Origin of the sequence: Pseudomonas sp. MYb13 (assembly GCF_002980075.1) — a bacterium.
In the GTDB taxonomy this organism is placed as follows: Bacteria; Pseudomonadota; Gammaproteobacteria; order Pseudomonadales; family Pseudomonadaceae; genus Aquipseudomonas; species Aquipseudomonas lurida.
On record NZ_PCQI01000008.1, the window covers coordinates 13,851 to 32,633 of the forward strand.

General features: G+C 61.6%; 19 protein-coding genes and 1 pseudogene. 9 read left to right on the top strand and 11 right to left on the bottom strand.

Features of this window, described 5'->3' with window-relative positions; translation table 11 throughout:
* The first annotated feature begins 143 nt into the window (after nucleotides 1-143).
* Nucleotides 144-1,844, top strand: coding sequence for a glutamine--tRNA ligase/YqeY domain fusion protein (locus CQ002_RS15880; protein ID WP_034106945.1), 1,701 nt, complete (start codon nucleotides 144-146; stop codon nucleotides 1,842-1,844).
* Nucleotides 1,845-1,886: 42 nt separating this feature from the next.
* Nucleotides 1,887-3,275, top strand: coding sequence for a cysteine--tRNA ligase (gene cysS / locus CQ002_RS15885; RefSeq protein ID WP_034106943.1), 1,389 nt, complete (start codon nucleotides 1,887-1,889; stop codon nucleotides 3,273-3,275).
* Nucleotides 3,276-3,488: 213 nt separating this feature from the next.
* On the opposite strand, the pseudogene CQ002_RS28565 reads toward cysS, so the two are convergent.
* From CQ002_RS28565 to CQ002_RS15900, 3 genes and pseudogenes are all read right to left on the bottom strand, one after another.
* Nucleotides 3,489-3,823: pseudogene (locus CQ002_RS28565) on the bottom strand (DUF6124 family protein).
* A gap of 301 nt (nucleotides 3,824-4,124) precedes the next feature.
* On the bottom strand, nucleotides 4,125-4,364 hold the full coding sequence (locus CQ002_RS28915) for a Type 1 glutamine amidotransferase-like domain-containing protein (RefSeq protein WP_199777305.1): 240 nt from the start codon (nucleotides 4,362-4,364) through the stop codon (nucleotides 4,125-4,127).
* 223 nt (nucleotides 4,365-4,587) lie between these two features.
* Nucleotides 4,588-5,139, bottom strand: a complete 552-nt coding sequence (locus CQ002_RS15900) for a dihydrofolate reductase family protein (protein WP_069077705.1) — start codon at nucleotides 5,137-5,139, stop codon at nucleotides 4,588-4,590.
* A gap of 112 nt (nucleotides 5,140-5,251) precedes the next feature.
* On the opposite strand from CQ002_RS15900, the gene lepB reads away from it, so the two are divergent.
* Both lepB and CQ002_RS15910 read left to right on the top strand, forming a co-directional pair.
* A complete protein-coding gene (gene lepB, locus CQ002_RS15905) occupies nucleotides 5,252-5,920 on the top strand; it encodes a signal peptidase I (protein WP_034106935.1) in 669 nt (222 codons plus the stop codon).
* A 180-nt stretch (nucleotides 5,921-6,100) separates the two neighbouring features.
* On the top strand, nucleotides 6,101-6,883 hold the full coding sequence (locus tag CQ002_RS15910) for an SDR family oxidoreductase (protein WP_105162510.1): 783 nt from the start codon (nucleotides 6,101-6,103) through the stop codon (nucleotides 6,881-6,883).
* On the opposite strand, the gene CQ002_RS15915 is transcribed toward CQ002_RS15910, so the two are convergent.
* Nucleotides 6,880-7,209, bottom strand: a complete 330-nt coding sequence (locus tag CQ002_RS15915; protein WP_034106931.1) for a helix-turn-helix domain-containing protein — start codon at nucleotides 7,207-7,209, stop codon at nucleotides 6,880-6,882. The genes CQ002_RS15910 and CQ002_RS15915 overlap by 4 nt on opposite strands.
* Before the next feature lie 113 nt (nucleotides 7,210-7,322).
* Between CQ002_RS15915 and CQ002_RS15920 the strand changes: the two genes are divergently transcribed.
* Entirely contained in the window at nucleotides 7,323-7,781 is a 459-nt protein-coding gene (locus tag CQ002_RS15920) for an HIT family protein (protein ID WP_098466863.1), read from the top strand.
* Nucleotides 7,782-7,846: 65 nt separating this feature from the next.
* Here CQ002_RS15920 and CQ002_RS15925 read toward each other — a convergent pair whose 3' ends face one another.
* The 7 genes from CQ002_RS15925 to CQ002_RS15955 form a co-directional block, all read right to left on the bottom strand.
* The gene (locus CQ002_RS15925) at nucleotides 7,847-8,185 is read right to left on the bottom strand and encodes a Na+/H+ antiporter subunit G (RefSeq protein WP_034106929.1); all 339 of its coding nucleotides are present in this window, start codon (nucleotides 8,183-8,185) and stop codon (nucleotides 7,847-7,849) included.
* Complete coding sequence (locus tag CQ002_RS15930) at nucleotides 8,182-8,460, bottom strand: K+/H+ antiporter subunit F (RefSeq protein ID WP_005789171.1); 279 nt, start codon at nucleotides 8,458-8,460, stop codon at nucleotides 8,182-8,184. The genes CQ002_RS15925 and CQ002_RS15930 overlap by 4 nt, the downstream gene beginning before the upstream one ends.
* The gene (locus tag CQ002_RS15935) at nucleotides 8,457-8,945 is read right to left on the bottom strand and encodes a Na+/H+ antiporter subunit E (RefSeq protein WP_034106927.1); all 489 of its coding nucleotides are present in this window, start codon (nucleotides 8,943-8,945) and stop codon (nucleotides 8,457-8,459) included. The genes CQ002_RS15930 and CQ002_RS15935 overlap by 4 nt, the downstream gene beginning before the upstream one ends.
* Nucleotides 8,942-10,624 (bottom strand): monovalent cation/H+ antiporter subunit D, encoded by a 1,683-nt coding sequence (locus tag CQ002_RS15940; RefSeq protein WP_098466862.1) that lies wholly within the window; start codon nucleotides 10,622-10,624, stop codon nucleotides 8,942-8,944. Before CQ002_RS15940 ends, CQ002_RS15935 begins: the two co-directional genes overlap by 4 nt.
* On the bottom strand, nucleotides 10,621-10,965 hold the full coding sequence (locus CQ002_RS15945; protein ID WP_003192163.1) for a Na+/H+ antiporter subunit C: 345 nt from the start codon (nucleotides 10,963-10,965) through the stop codon (nucleotides 10,621-10,623). Before CQ002_RS15945 ends, CQ002_RS15940 begins: the two co-directional genes overlap by 4 nt.
* The gene (locus tag CQ002_RS15950) at nucleotides 10,965-13,886 is read right to left on the bottom strand and encodes a monovalent cation/H+ antiporter subunit A (protein ID WP_034106922.1); all 2,922 of its coding nucleotides are present in this window, start codon (nucleotides 13,884-13,886) and stop codon (nucleotides 10,965-10,967) included. Before CQ002_RS15950 ends, CQ002_RS15945 begins: the two co-directional genes overlap by 1 nt.
* Nucleotides 13,887-14,097: 211 nt before the next feature.
* Entirely contained in the window at nucleotides 14,098-15,027 is a 930-nt protein-coding gene (locus tag CQ002_RS15955) for a DMT family transporter (RefSeq protein WP_034106921.1), read from the bottom strand.
* 92 nt (nucleotides 15,028-15,119) lie between these two features.
* Here CQ002_RS15955 and CQ002_RS15960 point away from each other — a divergent pair, with 92 nt between their 5' ends.
* The 4 genes from CQ002_RS15960 (at nucleotide 15,120) to CQ002_RS15975 (ending at nucleotide 18,762) form a co-directional block, all read left to right on the top strand.
* The gene (locus tag CQ002_RS15960) at nucleotides 15,120-15,683 is read left to right on the top strand and encodes a helix-turn-helix domain-containing protein (RefSeq protein ID WP_098466861.1); all 564 of its coding nucleotides are present in this window, start codon (nucleotides 15,120-15,122) and stop codon (nucleotides 15,681-15,683) included.
* A gap of 154 nt (nucleotides 15,684-15,837) precedes the next feature.
* Nucleotides 15,838-17,034, top strand: a complete 1,197-nt coding sequence (locus CQ002_RS15965; protein WP_105162509.1) for an SfnB family sulfur acquisition oxidoreductase — start codon at nucleotides 15,838-15,840, stop codon at nucleotides 17,032-17,034.
* A 10-nt stretch (nucleotides 17,035-17,044) separates the two neighbouring features.
* Nucleotides 17,045-17,383 (top strand): acyl-CoA dehydrogenase, encoded by a 339-nt coding sequence (locus tag CQ002_RS15970; RefSeq protein WP_034106915.1) that lies wholly within the window; start codon nucleotides 17,045-17,047, stop codon nucleotides 17,381-17,383.
* A complete protein-coding gene (locus CQ002_RS15975) occupies nucleotides 17,383-18,762 on the top strand; it encodes an LLM class flavin-dependent oxidoreductase (RefSeq protein WP_098466858.1) in 1,380 nt (459 codons plus the stop codon). Before CQ002_RS15970 ends, CQ002_RS15975 begins: the two co-directional genes overlap by 1 nt.
* Nucleotides 18,763-18,783 lie beyond the last annotated feature (21 nt).

Genomic DNA, 18,783 nt, shown 5'->3' on the forward strand with positions numbered 1-18,783 from the left:
TTCGAGGTGGTTTTTTACCGCCGGGGCAATTAAAGCAGCAGTTTTTGGCCGCGCTCTGTCAGTGTCTTGACAGCATCAGCTATGATATCGCCTTTGTTTTGTCTGGCCCCAACCGGCCACGAACCTGTCTGTTCAAGGATCCTATGAGCAAGCCCACTGTCGACCCTACCTCGAATTCCAAGGCCGGACCTGCCGTCCCGGTCAACTTCCTGCGCCCGATCATCCAGGCGGACCTGGATTCGGGCAAGCACACGCAGATCGTCACCCGCTTCCCGCCAGAGCCCAACGGTTACCTGCACATCGGTCACGCCAAGTCGATCTGTGTGAACTTCGGCCTGGCCCAGGAGTTCGGTGGCGTCACGCACCTGCGTTTCGACGACACCAACCCGGCCAAGGAAGACCAGGAATACATCGACGCCATCGAAAGCGACATCAAGTGGCTGGGCTTCGAATGGTCCGGTGAAGTGCGCTATGCCTCCAAGTATTTCGACCAGTTGTTCGACTGGGCCGTCGAGTTGATCAAGGCCGGCAAGGCCTATGTTGACGACCTGACCCCGGAGCAGGCCAAGGAATACCGTGGCACGCTGACCGAGCCGGGCAAGAACAGCCCGTTTCGCGACCGTTCGGTAGAAGAGAACCTGGACTGGTTCAACCGCATGCGCGCCGGCGAGTTCCCGGACGGCGCCCGCGTGCTGCGTGCCAAGATCGACATGGCCTCGCCGAACATGAACCTGCGCGACCCGATCATGTACCGCATCCGCCACGCCCATCACCACCAGACGGGCGACAAGTGGTGCATCTACCCGAACTACGACTTCACCCACGGTCAGTCGGACGCCATCGAAGGCATCACCCACTCCATCTGCACCCTGGAGTTCGAAAGCCACCGTCCGCTGTACGAATGGTTCCTCGACAGCCTGCCGGTACCGGCACACCCGCGCCAGTACGAGTTCAGCCGCCTGAACCTGAACTACACCATCACCAGCAAGCGCAAGCTCAAGCAACTGGTCGATGAAAAGCACGTCAACGGCTGGGACGACCCACGCATGTCGACGCTGTCGGGCTTCCGCCGCCGCGGCTACACCCCGGCATCGATCCGCAATTTCTGCGAGATGGTCGGCACCAACCGTTCCGACGGCGTGGTCGACTACGGCATGCTTGAGTTCAGCATTCGCCAGGACCTCGACGCGAACGCCCCGCGCGCCATGTGCGTGCTGCGTCCGTTGAAAGTCGTGATCACCAACTACCCGGAAGACAAGGTCGACCACCTCGAGCTGCCACGTCATCCGCAGAAAGAAGAACTCGGCGTGCGCAAGCTGCCGTTCGCCCGTGAAATCTACATCGACCGCGATGACTTCATGGAAGAGCCGCCAAAGGGCTACAAGCGCCTGGAGCCCAATGGCGAAGTGCGCCTGCGCGGCAGCTACGTGATCCGTGCCGACGAAGCGATCAAGGACGCCGATGGCAACATCGTCGAACTGCGTTGCTCTTACGACCCGGACACCCTGGGCAAGAACCCTGAAGGCCGCAAGGTCAAAGGCGTGATCCACTGGGTGCCGGCCGCTGCCAGCATCGAGTGCGAAGTGCGCCTGTACGATCGCCTGTTCCGCTCGCCGAACCCTGAAAAGGCCGAAGACAGCGCCAGTTTCCTCGACAACATCAATCCTGACTCCCTGCAAGTACTCACGGGTTGTCGTGCCGAGCCATCACTTGGCGACGCACAGCCGGAAGACCGTTTCCAGTTCGAGCGCGAAGGTTACTTCTGCGCGGATATCAAGGACTCGAAACCAGGTCAGCCGGTATTCAACCGTACCGTGACCCTGCGTGATTCGTGGGGCCAGTGATGCAGCCGTGAGCGGCTTTGCATAGAGAGAAAAGGAAGCATCGTGCTAACGATCTACAACACGCTGAGCAAAACCAAAGAAGTCTTCAAGCCGCTGGATGGCAACAAGGTGCGCATGTACGTGTGCGGCATGACCGTGTACGACTACTGCCACATCGGCCACGGCCGCAGCATGGTTGCGTTCGACCTGGTGACCCGCTGGTTGCGTTTCAGCGGCTATGACTTGACCTATGTGCGCAACATCACCGACATCGACGACAAGATCATCAACCGCGCCAATGAAAACGGCGAGTCGTTCGACGCGCTGACCGAGCGCATGATCGCCGCGATGCACGAGGACGAGGCGCGCCTCAACATCCTCAAGCCGGACATGGAACCGCGTGCCACGGACCACATCCCTGGCATGCACGCGATGATTCAGGCCCTGATCGACAAGGGTTATGCCTACGCCCCGGGCAATGGCGACGTGTACTACCGCGTTGCCAAGTTCATGGGCTACGGCAAGCTGTCGCGCAAGAAAATCGAAGACCTGCGCATCGGCGCACGCATCGAAGTCGATGAAGCCAAGCAGGACCCGCTCGACTTCGTGCTGTGGAAAGGCACCAAGCCCGGCGAGCCAAGCTGGGAGTCGCCATGGGGCGCCGGGCGTCCGGGCTGGCACATCGAATGCTCGGTGATGTCCACCTGCTGCCTGGGTGACACCTTCGACATTCATGGCGGCGGCAGCGACCTTGAGTTCCCGCACCACGAAAACGAAATCGCCCAGAGCGAAGCCGCCACCGGCAAGACCTACGCCAATGCCTGGATGCACTGCGGCATGATCCGCATCAATGGCGAGAAGATGTCCAAGTCCTTGAACAACTTCTTCACCATTCGCGACGTGCTGGAAAAGTATCACCCGGAAGTGGTGCGTTACCTGCTGGTGTCGAGCCACTACCGCAGCGCCATCAACTACTCGGAAGACAACCTCAAGGACGCCAAGGGCGCCCTGGAGCGGTTCTACCATGCGTTGAAAGGCTTGCCATCCGTGGCACCTGCAGGCGGCGAAGCGTTCGTTGCGCGCTTCACCGAGGTCATGAACGACGACTTCGGCACCCCGGAAGCCTGCGCCGTGCTGTTCGAAATGGTGCGCGAGATCAACCGCCTGCGTGAGAGCGACCTCGACGCAGCGGCGGGCCTGGCAGCGCGCTTGAAAGAACTGGCGAGCGTACTGGGCGTGTTGCAGATGGAAGCCGATGACTTCCTGCAAGCCGGCGCCGAAGGGCGTGTAGATGCGGCTGAAGTGGACGCGCTGATCCAGGCGCGTTTGGCTGCGCGTGCCAATAAAGACTGGGCGGAATCCGACCGTATCCGTGACCAACTGACCGCGATGGGTGTGGTGTTGGAAGACGGCAAGGGTGGGACCACGTGGCGGTTGGCTGATCAGGCCTGATCGGTAAACGCTGAACAAAAAGCGCCCCGACTGGTTCGGGGCGTTTTTTTTGCACACCGTTTTAACGGCTCACTCGATCCACTGTGGGAGCTGGCTTGCCTGCGATGACGGCGTGTCAGTCACCGGAAATGTTGACTGACCCACCGCAATCGCAGGCAAGCCAGCTCCCCCAGTTTTTACCGTGCCCACTTTGCGAACTCTTCGGTTTCAGATTTATGTGTGAGTTGGATGGTCTTTGAGGCTTAGTGTTTTATCCACCATTAGCTGGATCCCCTCCAGCATCCGACACATTCCCAAGGCCACGCTGCGAGGATTGCCGTCGATCTCAAAAGCCAAATGGCTTGTCAGCGCTTGAACCGAGGCAAGATCCTCCGACGCGTTGACCAGCAGCGTCTCGACGTCTAATCCTTCGCGTACGGTAAATAAACTATGGTCCTCAGTAGAAGGCTCTGGTTTCTCAGGTGGGTTCAGATAGTGGTTAATTGCTCGATGAGCCGCAGTGTGAAACGCGGCTGAGTCTGACGGCGGATTCGACTGTCTTTGATCATGACCAAGCTCCTAGAGTATTGGAGCTACCACCCATCGCTGCGAAACGATACCCGGGTGGCAGCTGTGCGCAGGTTCGCAGACCGGGACTCTAGGCACCCGGCATACCCGAAGGTATCCCGCGCACAGCCGCCATAACATCAGGCATAAAAAAGCGCCCGCTATCTTGAGGTGGACGCTGTGCGTCTAGAGTTTAACCGGGCTGCGAAACCCGGTCGCTGAGTTTTCAGCGACCACCGAAGATTAGGCAGCCATGTTCCGAGCGACAACCCTAAAACGCTGTCGGAAATTTCCTTGCTGCGTTTACCCACCTGAAGTTTGCAATACCTGTGCTAGGTAGGGGGCCCTTGTACTGACTTTATAGGCGTTACTAGCGGCGTCGTTATAGATCGTCTCGTGGTACTTGCCGTCCTTGAAATGCAAAGCGACGCCATCATCGACCGCGTAGGCGGGTCGTACCCCCTCACGCTGAACAAGTTCGACAAACGACGTTTCCCTTCCTGCTTCTGAGCTGAAATGCGGACACAGTGCTCCTGGCAGCAAGCTGGTACGTAAATAATGTCGGCTTGCTCAAAGAGTGATGAAACATGATTGGCGGTGGAGATGTAGAGCACAGTAGGGTGAGTTTTGCCTGATGACGCGACGATGTGTTTATCGATACGCGTCATACGCTGCATGTCTTCGGTGGACTCGCCGCCGATAACAATAATGTGCTTGGTCATCCTGACCTCCTGTCCGTCTTGCGCGATATGAGTGTCTGCCGCCGCTATGAAGATTGCATTACTTGATACCGACTTTGAACAAAACCATTGTCCGACTCATGCGTGCCGATATGGCGAAGCTCAAGTTGTCGACCGATCTGGCTGAAGAGTGGGATCCCTTGCCCGAGTAAAACCGGGATACGCGTGATGATCAGTTCATTGACCAGGCCCGCTTCAAGAAACGCCTGGATCGTCTGGCCTCCGTCGATATAGAGGTGCTTCATACCGCGTTCGGCTAACGTCGCCACGAGTGAGGTGACGTCTCCTGCCATGACCTCGACCTTGCCCTCCAAGTGCGCAGGGATCTGCAGCGGCTGGTGGGAGAGCGCAATGACGGGCGTGCCCTCGTAGGGCCACTCGGGGAAGGACAAGATTTTCTCCAGGGTTTTGCGACCCATTACCAGTGCATCGACCGTGGCGATGAAGCGTTCATAGGTCACGCCGTTCAACTCGGCGGTTTCGTACTCTGGTCGGTGCAACCACTCGATATCACCGTTCGGGCGGGCAATAAAGCCGTCGATGCTGGCTGCGATGAAGACTGAACATCGGATATCCATGGCGAAAACTCCTTTTAGTGCGCGTGGACGCTAATGTTGATTTAATCCGCGCGTGCAACAACCGGGCGTCCAAGAAGCAGTCTTGATGCCCCTTTCTGTCGTGCGAGGATGTATGCGAAGTTGGCTGATCCGTTACCGTTACGCAATTATTTTCTGGTTGTGCTTCGGCGTGTTCCGTACCTCCCTGGCTGACTGGAACCCCATTCCCTCCGGCTCCATGCGCCCGACTTTACTGGAGGGCGATGTGGTGCTGGTCAACCGCGTGGCGTATGACCTCAAGGTCCCACTCACGGATATCTCCCTGGCCAAACTCGATAACCCACAGCGCGGTGACGTGGTCACGTTCTCATCGCCCAAGGATGGCATGCGCCTGATCAAGCGCATTGTCGGCATCCCCGGTGACACCCTGGAAATGAAAGACGAGGTGTTGTGGGTCAACGGCGTGCCGGCCACTTACAGTGACGCGCAAGACATCAGTGAGCCCATTGTTCCCGGTCATACGGTGCCGGGGATCAAGCTGAGTGAACGGGTGGCCAACCGTCAGCGCACCGTGCAGTTCATGCCAACGGTGCGGGCGTTGCGCAACTTCGGGCCGGTGGTGGTGCCGGCCGACAGTTATTTCATGCTGGGGGACAACCGTGATAACAGCGATGACTCCCGGTATATCGGCGTCGTGCCGCGTCGGCTGCTGATCGGGCGGGCACATCATGTCCTGGCGTCGGCGCAGATCCTGGATCACTGGATGCCACGCCTGAGCAGATTCGGCGCGCCGATCCTGTAATGACGGGGGGGCATTGCATCTGTAGGCGCTCGCAAGCCGGCTTCTACGGGTGGGCGTGTTACGAGGGCCCCGGAATCCAGGCACTTACTTTTCAGTGAGCCCATTACCTTTTCGTGCGTTCTTGTGGCCTGCGCGCCCGGTTCCTATCCTGCGGTCTTCGTTTACCCAGGAGTCGTTTCCATGAGTTTTGATCTTGGCCTCAAAGGCCTTCGTGCACTGGTCACCGGTGGCACCAAAGGTATCGGCGCTGCCGTGGTGGCGGTGTTGCGTGAACAAGGTGCCCAAGTGATTTCGGTCGCGCGTTCAGCGGCGGATTCGACGCCCGAAGGCGTGCATTTCATCGTCGCCGACCTGGCCACTGCCGCAGGTTGTGCCAGTGCTACCGAGGCGGTGAAAAACCACTTCGGCGGCGTCGATATCATCGTCAATGTGCTCGGCGGCTCCAGCGCGCCAGGCGGTGGTTTTGCGGTGCTCGATGATGAGCAGTGGGCGAGTGCACTCGGCCAGAACCTGATGGCGGCGGTGCGGGTGGATCGGGCGCTGTTACCGGGGATGATCGAGCGAGGGGCAGGGGTGATTATTCATGTCACGTCGATCCAGCGGGAGCTGCCGTTGCCGGAGTCGACCACGGCGTATGCCGCGGCGAAGGCGGCGTTGGCGACCTACAGCAAGAGCTTGTCGAAAGAAGTGACGCCCAAGGGGGGTCGAGTGGTGCGGGTTTCGCCGGGCTGGGTGGAGACCGACGCGGCGGTGGCGCTGGCTGAGCGTCTGGCGGAGCAGGCGGGAACGGATTACGAGGGTGGCAAGCAGATCATCATGCAGGCCTTGGGCGGTATTCCGCTTGGGCGCCCGGCCAAGCCCCGGGAGGTGGCCGACTTGATTGCCTTCCTGGTCTCGCCCCGCGCCGCGTCGATCAGCGGCACCGAGTACGTGATCGACGGCGGTACCGTGCCTACGGTCTAACTCGTCGGCTTGGCGGCCTGCCATTTGAGCAGGCCATCCAGCACCGGGCACAGGCTCTGGCCCCACTCGGTCATGCGGTATTCGACTTTGGGCGGCACCACCGGGTAGACGGTGCGATGCACCAGGCCATCGGCTTCGAGCTGGCGCAGTTGCTGGGCGAGCATCTTCTGCGAGATGTCCGGGATCAGCCGCTCGAGGTCAGAATACCGCTGCACCTGACCGCCGAACAGGTGGAACAGGATGATCAGTTTCCAGCGCCCGCCGAGCCAGGCAAGGGTGGTTTCAACGTCGGCCGCGGCGGTGGCGGGGGTGTAGAGGGTGCTCATCGCATGTGTCCTTCGGACATATCTGAAAGTGCCTATTTATTTTGACGCCTGCCGCATCCTAGCTTTAGATGGTCGACACGACCAAACCCACGATGAAACTGGCGGTGATTTAAATGGATTGTATTTTTTGCAGCATTGTTAAGAAGACCTCCCCAGCGCACATTCTGTGGGAAGACGACCAGCATATGGCGTTTCTCTCGATTTTCCCCAATACACCGGGTTTCAGCGTGGTGATCCCCAAGCAGCACTACGGCAGCTATGCGTTTGCGCAGCCGGATGAGGTGTTGGCCGGGCTTGCCGTTGCAGCGAAGAAAACCGCGCTTCAGATCGACCGTGCGTTTCCCGATGTGGCCCGTACGGGGATGATGCTGGAAGGGTATGGGGTGGATCATCTGCATGCGAAGTTGTTTCCCATGCATGGGACCGGCGGCGATAGTACCTTCAAGCCGCTGAGTTCGAAGGTGGACAAGTTCTTCGAGGCATATGAAGGGTACATCTCGTCCCACGATCATGTGCGGGCCGATGATGAGGGGTTGGCGGAATTGGCGGTCAGAATCCGATCTTTTGCCTGACACAGTTCAAAATGTGGGAGGGGGCTTGCCCCCTCCCACATTTGGACCTCTGTGTTTCTGAGGACTCAGCGGCGGCTGCTGACTTCGGCGGGTACATCATCACCGGCCATGCGCTTGCGGAACAGGGCCGTGCGGGCCAGCAGCAGTGTGGTCACCGGCACGGTGATCGATAACAGGATCGGAATCAACCACCCGTGCAACACCGGCCCGGACTTGAGCACCGAAAAATAGATGATCGATGCCAGTGCCACGCACCAGGCCCCCAACGTCGACGCCAGCGCCGGCGGGTGCATGCGCTGGAAGAAGTCTTTCATCCGCAACAACCCGATGGCGCCAATCAGCGCAAACACGCTGCTCAACACCAGCAGTACCCCGACGGCTACTTCCATCCACAACGGCATCATTCAATCACCTCCCCACGCAGCAGGAATTTCGCCAGGGCAAACGAGCCCACGAAGCCAAACAGCGCAATCAACAGCGCCGCTTCAAAGTAGGTGTCACTGGCATAGCGAATGCCCAGCACCAGCATCATCAGCATCGCCAGGATGTACAAGTAGTCCAGCGCCAGTACCCGGTCCTGGGCCGAGGGGCCCTTGAACAGGCGGATCAGCGTCAGCACCATGGCCAGCGAGAACAGGAACAGGCTGAACAGGATCGCATTGGAGAGCAGGGCGCTCATTCGAAGATCTCCATCAGGGGCCGCTCGTAGGTGGTCTTGAAGTGCTCGATGAAGGGCGCTTCATCCTCCAGGTCAAACACGTGCAGGAGCAGGATGCTGCGGTCCAGTGCCAGTTCCGACCAGATGGTGCCGGGCACCACCGTGGTGATCATCGACAGTGCGGCCAGGCCGTTGGGGTCGCGCAGGTCGAGGGGGATCTTGATGAAGCGCGAACGCGGCGGGCGCGAGCCGCACATCAGCACGCCCCACGCCACTTGCAGGTTGGAGACGATCACATCGCGGCCCACCAGGAAAAACAGGCGGATGATCACGCCGGGTCGACGGATGCGGATCGGCAACGGGCGCAGCGGTGCCATCATCAGCGGCGCAAGAAAGCCAAGGGCGGCGCCCAGCAGCAGGTTGCCGGGGCTGACCGACAGGTTCAGCACCAGCCACAACACCCACAACGCCAGGGACAGCCATGGGGCAGGAAACAGTCGCTTCATGGTTGCACCTCCAGCGCGGCCGCCTGGGCTTCAGGGCTTGGCACCGGACGGGTCGCCATCACCGCCATCACATAGTGTTCCGGGTTGTTCAGGCTGACGGCGGTGGCCTGGGTGTAGCGCATCAGCGGTTCGGCCTTGAAGGTCAGCAGAATGCTGAGGCCAAGCAGGAAGAAGATCGGCACGCACTCGTAGCGGCGCAACAGCGGTGATGGGCGCTCCTCTGGGGTCCAGAAGCGCTGGATGCCCAGCCGTGCGAAGGCGATCAGCGACGCGAGCCCGGAGAGGATCAGCAGTGCCACCAGGCCCCAGGCCGCGGGGCGAATCGGTTCATCGACACTGACGCCCAGGCCCAGCGGATTGACCAGCGCACTCAACAGGCTGAGCTTGCCGATAAATCCGGACAGCGGCGGCATGCCGATGATCAACAGGGCGCAGGCGACGAAGCTCAGGCCGAGGAACGCCATGGTCCAGGGAATGACCTGGCCGACCACGGCTTTCTGCTCATCATCGAGGTTGACGCCGGGCCTTGGATGCAGGGACTCCATGGCCTTGGGCAGCGCGTCGATTTCTTCGTCCAGCGGCAGGTCGTTGGCCGAGCGCGAGCGCTCGATCAGCTCAGCCAGCAGGAACAGCGCGCTCAGCGCCAAGGTGGAACTGACCAGATAGAACAGCGCCCCGGCGGTCAGGCTTGGCTGGGCGAAACCCACGGCCGACAGCAGGATCCCGGCCGACACCAGGATGCTCAAGCTGGCCATGCGCTCCAACCGCTGCGCCGCCACCATCGCCAGCGCCGCGCAGACGATGGTCGCCATGCCGCCATACACCAACCAATCACCGCCAAACAGCGCCGACGCACCGGCCTGGCCGGAGAACAGCAGGGTCCACAGGCGCAGCACGGTGTACACGCCGACCTTGGTCATTATCGCGAACATCGCCGCCACCGGCGCGCTGGCCGAAGAGTAGGCGGGGGCCAACCAGAAGTTCAGCGGCCACATGCCGGCCTTGGCCAGGAATGCTGTCGCGAGGATGGCTGCACCGGCATGCAACAGGCCGCGATCGGCCTCGGGCACCAGCGGGATTTTCAGCGCCAGGTCCGCGAAGTTCAGCGTGCCGGTGACACCGTAGATCATCGCCGCGCCAATCAGGAACAGCGACGAGGCCAGCAAGTTGATTGCAATGTAATGCAGCCCCGACGATACCCGCGCACGGCCGGAACCGTGCAGCATCAAGCCATAGGACGCCGCCAGCAGCACCTCGAAGAACACGAACAGGTTGAACAGGTCCGCCGTGAGGAATGCGCCGTACAGGCCCATCATCTGGATCTGGAACAGCGCATGGAAACTGGTACCGGCACGGTCCCAGCGGGCCATGGCGAACAGCAGCGCGCTCACGCCGATGATCCCGGTGAGCACCAGCATCAACGCCGAGAGTTGGTCGACCACCAGCACAATGCCGAATGGCACCTGCCAGTTGCCCGGCAGGTAGACGCCAATCGAGCCGGGGCCGCCTTTTTGCGTCCAGTACAACAGCAGGATCGCGATGCCGAGGCCGATGACGCTGGAGAACAGATTGATCTTGGCCTTCAGCGGACGGCGTTTTTCGCCGAGCATCAGCATCAGTGCGGCGGTGAGCAGCGGCAGCAGGATGGGGGCGACGATCAGTTGGTTGACCCAATTCATTCCTTGGGCTCCCGGCCGTCCACGTGGTCAGTGCCGGTCAGGCCCCGCGAGGCCAGCAGTACCACCAGGAACAACGCCGTCATGGCGAAACTGATCACGATGGCTGTGAGCACCAGGGCCTGGGGCAGCGGGTCGGTGTAGTTGAGCAGGTCTTGCGGCACGCCGTCCTTGATGATCGGCTCCTTGCCGATAAACAGGCTGCCCATGCTGAAAATGAACAGGTTGACCCCGTACGACAGCAGGCACAGGCCCATCACCACCTGGAATGTCCGTGGCCGCAGGATCAACCAGACGCCGGAGGCCGCCAGGACCCCAATGGCAATTGCGATGACTTCTTCCATCAGGCGGCTCCTTCCGTTGCGGCAACCACTTTGGCCTGGTTGCTCGGTTTATGGGCCCGCACGGACTGGTGACCCAGGGCGGTGAGCATCAGCAGCGTGGAACCTACTACCATGGCGTACACGCCGACGTCGAAGAACAAGGCGCTGGCGACATGAATATCGCCGAGCACCGGCAGGCTGAAATGCCAAGTATGGGTGGTGAGGAAGGGGTAGCCGGCAAACAGCGCACCAAGCCCGGTGAGGGTCGCCGAGAACAGCCCGAAGCCCATCCAGCGCATCGGCCGCAGGCTCATCTGTGCTTCGACCCACTGCGTGCCGGCGACCATGTATTGCAGGATAAACGCGACCGACATCACCAGGCCGGCGACAAACCCGCCGCCCGGCTGGTTGTGGCCGCGCATGAACAGGTAGAACGACACCACCAGCGCAATTGGCAGGAGCAGGCGCACCAGCACCGCCGGCACCATCATGAAGCCCAACGCGGTGTCGCTGGCCTGGCGCGGGTTGACCAGGTCGGTGGCCACGTCCGGCGCCAACTGGCGCTGTTGCGCAGGCAGCTGCATGCTTTCCTTGGAGGGGCGGAAGCGGCGCAGCAGGGCGTACACCGTCAGCGCGACGGCGCCGAGCACGGTGATTTCACCCAGGGTGTCGAAGCCACGGAAGTCCACCAACATCACGTTCACCACATTGCTGCCGCCGCCTTCGGGCAGGGCGCGGCTGAGGTAGAACGAGGAGATATCGTTGGGTGTCTGGCGGGTCAGCATCGCGTAGGACAGCAACGCCATGCCGCCGCCCACCACGGTGGACAGCAGGAAGTCACGCAGGCGACGGATGCGTGCCTTGCGCAGCGAACTGGGCAGTGGCGAGACTTCTTCGATTCGCCGTGGCAGCCAGCGCAGGCCCAGCAGGATCAGCACAGTGGTGACCACTTCGACCACCAACTGCGTCAGCGCGAGGTCCGGCGCCGAGAACCACACGAAGGTGACGCAGGTCATCAGGCCGCACACGCTGACCATGGTCAGGGCCGCCAGCCGGTGATACTTGGCTTGCCAGGCTGCGCCCAAGGCACAGGCAATCGCCAGCAGCCACAGGGTCACGAACACGATGGACCCTGGGATCTTCGGCCGGTCGCCCCAACTGAGGCCACTGTTGAGCATCGGGATCATGCCGCCGACGACCGCGACCAGTACCAGCAGGAACAGCTGGGTCTGCAGGCGCTTGGTGCTGATGCGTTTTTCGATCCGGCGCACGCCGCGCATCATCACTACCAGGCTGCGCTCGAAGCCGCGCTTGCCGTTGAAGTAGCTGATCACGGGCGGATACTTGAAGCGGCCACGCTTGAGTTGCTTGCGCAGCAGCAAATACAGCACCACGCCGCCGGACATGGCCACCAGGCTCATGATCATCGGCGCGTTCCAGCCGTGCCAGATCGCCAGGCTGTACTCCGGCAGCACGCCGCCCACCACCGGCAGCGCGGCGGCAGCGAGGATCGAACCGACGACCTGGGCCGGGAAGATCCCTACCAGCAGGCAGGTGAACACCAGCAGCTCGACCGGCGCACGCATCCAGCGTGGCGGTTCATGCGGCGTATGTGGCAGGTTGGTTGCGGTAGGGCCGAAGAACACGTCGACGGTGAACCGCAGGGCGTAGGCCACGCTGAACGTGCCGGCGATGGTCGCAACCAACGGCAGGGCAAACTCTACCCAGGCGGTCGAGGTAATGAACACGGTTTCGGCGAAGAACATTTCTTTGGACAGGAAGCCGTTGAGCAGCGGCACGCCCGCCATGGAGGCACTGGCCACCATCGCCAGGGTCGCGGTAAACGGGATCAAGCGCACCAGCCCGCTGAGCTTGCGGATATCCCGCGTGCCGCTTTCGTGGTCAATGATGCCCGCCGCCATGAACAGCGAGGCCTTGAACGTGGCGTGGTTGAGGATATGGAACACGGCCGCGACGGCAGCCAGCGGGCTGTTGAGGCCCAGCAGCAAGGTGATCAGCCCGAGGTGGCTGATGGTGGAGTAGGCCAGCAGGCCCTTGAGATCATTCTGAAACATGGCGCAGTAGGCGCCGAGGAGGAGCGTGAGGGCGCCGGCACCGCCGACGATCCAGAACCATTCTTCGCTGCCGGACAGCGACGGCCACAGGCGGGCCAGCAGGAACACGCCAGCCTTCACCATCGTCGCCGAATGCAGATACGCCGACACCGGCGTAGGGGCCGCCATCGCATGGGGCAGCCAGAAGTGGAAGGGGAACTGGGCGCTTTTGCTCAGGGCGCCGATCAGCACCAGCGCCAGCATGACCGGGTACAGCGAATGCGCGCGAATCTGGTCGCCCGCCGCCAGCACCTGGTCCAGGTCGTAGCTGCCGACGATATGCCCCAGCAACATCACGCCCGCCAGCAGGCACAAGCCGCCGGCGCCGGTGACCATCAACGCCATATATGCACCGCGTCGCGCATCGGCGCGGTGGTGCCAATAGCCGATCAGCAGGAACGAGAACAGGCTGGTCAGTTCCCAGAAGAACACGATCTGGATCAAGTTGCCGGAGATCACCAGGCCGAGCATTGCCCCCATGAACGCCAGGAAAAACGCGAAGAAGCGCGGCACCGGGTCGTCCGGCGACATGTAATAGCGCGCGTACAGCGACACCAGCGTGCCGATGCCCAGCACCAGCATCGAGAACAGCCAGGCAAACCCGTCCATGCGCAACACGAAGTTCAGCCCGAGGCTGGGCAACCACATGAATTCTTCGCGGATCACGCCACCGTGGGCGATCTGGGGGTAGAGCAGGGCAACTTGAACGGTACCGACCAGGGCCACAAGGCCAGCCAGCAGGGACTCGGTGTTACGTGCGTTGTGCGGCAGCAAGGCCGCCAGACAGCTGCCAATAAACGGCAGAAGCAGTAGAACTATCAAAGACATAGGCTTCTAATCTGCGGGAGTTTGGGATGCATCATACGTGCCGCTTTCACGATCACCAAACGGCAAGATGTGGCAGGATCCTACAAGGTAGGCCGAAACCGCTCATTTAGCATTGTTTCAGGCGACCCCATTCCAGCGCGCCACATCGCTCTCTGTGGAAGCTGGGCGTGCCCGCGATGGCGATTTGACAGCCACCGCATCCCGTCGGACCTTAACCCTGTTGTTCCTGTTCCCGCTCATCTCGCAATTCGAGGGCTTTTTGTCCCTTGGTCTTCATCTCACTGACAATCACCGCCGCCACAATCAACGCCGCCCCCACCATCGCAATCGGCGGGAAGCGCTCCCCGGCGATCCGACCCACCACGCCCGCCCACACCGGCTCACCGGCATAAATCAACGTGGCCCGCGTGGGCGAGACACTTTGCTGCGCCCAGTTCATCGCCACCTGGATCACCGCACTGGTCAAGCCCAGGCCCACCGCGCTGAACAGCAGCAACCACGAAAACCCTGGAAGTGCTTCACCCATCGGCACCACCATCAGGAACGACAACAGCGACGCGGTGGCCAGTTGCACCACGGTCACCCGGCGCACGTCCACCTGGCCGGCAAATGCGCTGATCAAAATGATCTCGGCCGCTATCGCCACCGCACCGATCAAGGTGGCGATTTCACCCGGGCTGAAATTCAGCGAAGCGCCCGCAGGCCCCGTCAGCAGCATCAACCCGGCGAACGCCAGCATGATGCCGATGCTCGGCATCAACCCCGGGCGCCGGCCCAGGACCAGCCATTGCAGCAACGGCACGAAAGGCACGTAGAGCGCGGTGATGAACGCCGACTGGCTGCTCAGGATCGTCTGCAGGCCAATGGTCTGCAAGCCGTAGCCAAACATGATCGCTACGCCGATAAAGACCCCGGCCTTCAACTCGAACAGGGTCAGGTCGCGCAGGGTGCGCAGGGAAAAGAACCCCACCACGATCGCCGCCGCTGCAAACCGCAGGCCGACGAAAAACATCGGTCCACTGACGGTCATCGCGTGCTGCACCAGCAAAAAGGTACCGCCCCAGATCATGGTGATCACCACCAGGATGCATTCGGCTTTGCTGAAACGGTTGAAACGAGGGGAGGCGTTTGCGGTGGTCATGGCGGCTCGGTCTTGCAAGGGAAAGGCACGGACCGCACAATGCGCCGCACGCTGGGCAGTATACTGCGCACACCCACCCATTGAGCAATATAGTGCACAAAGAAAATCCACAACGGGCTTCGGTCCTGCAGCACGTCAGCCAGAACGTTCGTCGCCTGCGCCATGCCGCCGACTTGAGCCAAACCGCGCTCTCGGAAAAGTCCGGGGTCAGCCGGCGCATGCTGGTGGCCATCGAGGCCGGTGAAAAGAACGTCAGCCTGTCTACCCTCGACCGGGTGGCCGAAGCATTGGACGTGGCCTTCAGCGACCTGATCCAGGCGCCTGATGCGCCCGATCACAGCCGTATCAACGAGCTGGCCTGGGCCGGTGATATTCCCGGCAGCAAAGCGGTGTTGCTGGCCAAAGCCAACGCCCGGCGCGAGGTGGAATTGTGGGAGATGCGCCTGGAGCCCGGTGATCGCTACAGCCCTGAGCCGGACCCGGAAGGCTGGAGCGTGCAGCTGTTTGTGTACGAAGGCGCACTGACCCTGATCCTGGACGACGAAGAAAAACACGTCGCGGCCGGTGAGTTCTACATGTTCGCCAGCCGCCAATCCCACGGCTATCGCAATGACGGCGACGTGGCGGTGTGCTTCGTGCGAACCGTGGTGATCTAACTGTTCACCCGGCAACAGTGGATGGACACTTTGCTGGTTTGAAACCCGCTCTCCTGCGTTGAATTTCCAGCAACCCGCTGATTTCATTGGCGATTAAATTCAGGCACGACTCCTGCAATTACCAGGTCATTCCCTAGGAGCCTGGAGTCGGCCCATGTCAGCCCACCCTCAACACCCTGCCCATATCATCCGCTCGGACGCGGAAGCCATCGAAGTCGCCACGCGCCTGGCCGCACGGTTTGCCGTCGAGGCCAGCGAGCGCGACCGTGAGCGTCGCCTGCCGGTCGCCGAGCTCGACGAATTCTCCGCCAGCGGCCTGTGGGGCATCACCATTCCCAAGGCCTACGGCGGCGCCGAGGTGTCCTATGTGACCGTGGCCGAGGTGATCAAATTGATCTCCGCCGCCGACCCGTCCCTGGGGCAAATCCCGCAGAACCACCTGGGTGTGGTGGACATCCTGCTGCAAACCGCGACCGAGGAACAAAAGCGCCACTATTTCGGCAAGGTGCTGGCCGGCTACCGTTTCGGCAACGCCTTCTCCGAAGCCAAGAGCAAGCATGCCGGGACCTTCGACACCCAGATTCGCTTCCATGGCGATAGCGCGCAAATCAACGGCGAGAAGTTCTACTGCACCGGCGCACTGTTCGCCCACATCGTGCCGACGGTCGGCAATAACGAACACGGCCAGGCGTTTATCGCCTTCGTCGAGCGCGATACCCCGGGCTTGACGGTCATCGACAGCTGGGACGGCTTCGGCCAGCGCACCACCGCCAGCGGCGGCGTGACCCTCGACGGTGTGACCGTGCCCCGCAGCGCAGTGATCCCCGCCCATCAGGCTTTCGACCAACCCACCGCCAACGGTCCCATCTCGCAGATTATCCAGGCAGCGGTCGACACGGGCATCGCCCTGGGCGCCCTGGAGCAGGCGAAGATTTACGCACGCCAGGCGCGCCCGTGGATCGACAGCCATCAGGATCACGGCTGGCAAGACCCGTTCACCATCGCTGCCATCGGCGACCTGGAATGGCGCGCACACGGCACCGAAGCCATTCTCGCCAAGGCTGGCCAGGCCGTGGACCGTGCTCTCGCCGAGCCGAATGAAGACAGCGTGGCCCACGCCTCGCTGGTGGTCGCCCAGGCCAAAGTGCTGTCGGCGGAAACCGCCTTGCTCGCCAGCAGCAAACTCTTCGAACTGGCCGGCACCCGTTCGGTGACCGGCAAACATAACCTTGACCGCTTCTGGCGCAACGCACGCACCCACACCCTGCACGACCCGGCCCGCTGGAAATACCACCTGATCGGCAACTTCGTGCTCAACGGCGTGAAGCCAGCTCGCCACGCCTGGAACTGAGGACCTGCCCATGACCCCACTGAGCCCCGTGCTGAATCAGGCGCGCCAACTATTGGACAGCACCCGCCGCCACGTCGAGAAAAGCGACGACCCTTATGTGATCAGCCGCTTCGGCGATCTGCAGATCCGCGTCGATGTGGCTGCCGCCTTGGCTGAGCGCGCCGACACCCATCCCAGCCCGGTCGCCGCCACCGAGGCGCAGATCGCCGCCGCCGAAGCCCTGATCGCTGCCAGCAACGCCGAATTCGAACTGACCGGCCAACGCACTGCACTGCCGCCGACCCTCGATGACCCTCTGCGCTGGAAATACCAGGTTGTCGGCAACTACCACCTCAACGGAGTGCTTTGATGTCCCGTGAAATCCGCTTGAATGCCTTCGACATGAACTGTGTCGGCCACCAATCCCCTGGGCTGTGGGCGCATCCGCGTGACCGTTCGTGGCAGTACAAGGACCTGGAATACTGGACTGACCTTGCCAAGATCCTCGAGCGCGGCAAGTTCGATGGCCTGTTCATCGCCGACGTGCTGGGTATCTATGATGTCTACAACGGCAACGGCGACGCGGCGATTCGCCAGGCGGCCCAGGTGCCGGTCAATGACCCACTGTCGTTGATCGCGCCGATGGCGTTGGTCACCGAACACCTGGGCTTCGGCCTGACGGCGTCTTTGTCGTTCGAACACCCGTACCCGTTCGCCCGCCGTCTCTCCACCCTGGATCACCTGACCAAGGGCCGTATTGGCTGGAACATCGTCACCTCGTACCTGGAAAGCGGCGCCAAGAACCTCGGCCAGAAGGCCCAGACTGAACACGACGCACGCTACGACTACGCCGAGGAATACCTGGAGGTCTGCTACAAACTCTGGGAAGGCAGTTGGGAGGAGGGGGCGGTGCTGCGCGACCGCGAGCGCCGGATTTTCAGCGATCCGAGCAAGATCCACGAGATCCGTCATGTCGGCAAACACTTCCAGGTCCCCGGCATTCACCTGTGCGAACCGTCACCGCAGCGCACGCCGGTGCTTTACCAGGCTGGCGCGTCCAGCCGTGGCAAGCAGTTCGCTGCCGAGCAGGCCGAGTGCGTCTTCGTCGCCGCGCCGTCCAAGGTCCTGCTGAAAAAGACCGTCGCCGACATCCGCCGCCGAGCTGCCGAGGCCGGGCGCGATCCGAAGAAGATCCTGATCTTCAACCTGCAGACGGTGATCGTCGGCGAGACCGATGCGAAGGCCAAGGCCAAGTTCGAGGAATACAAATCCTACGTCAGCTACGAAGGTGCGATGGCGTTGATCTCCGGCTGGACCGGCATCGACTTCAGCCAGTTCAAGCCCGATGAGCCGCTCAAGCATGTGCACACCAACGCGATCCAATCGGCGGTGGAAGCCTTCTCCACGGCGGATCCGAACAAGGTCTGGACGCCGAACGAGCTGGCCGATTGGGTTGGCATCGGCGGCTTTGGGCCCTTGTTCGTCGGCGGCCCGGAAACCGTAGCGGACCTGCTGCAGGAATGGGTCGAGGAGACCGATGTGGACGGCTTCAACCTGGCCTATGCGCTCACCCACGAAACCTTCATCGACGCCGTGGACCTGTTGGTGCCGACGTTGCAGAAGCGCGGCGTGTACAAGACCGAATACGCCCCGGGCACTTTGCGCGAGAAGCTGTTTGGCGACGGTGCGAGGTTGGCCTCTAACCATCCTGGCGCCGGCTACCGCGACCTCAAAGCCACCACCCTATGATTGGAACACCTCGGTCAATGT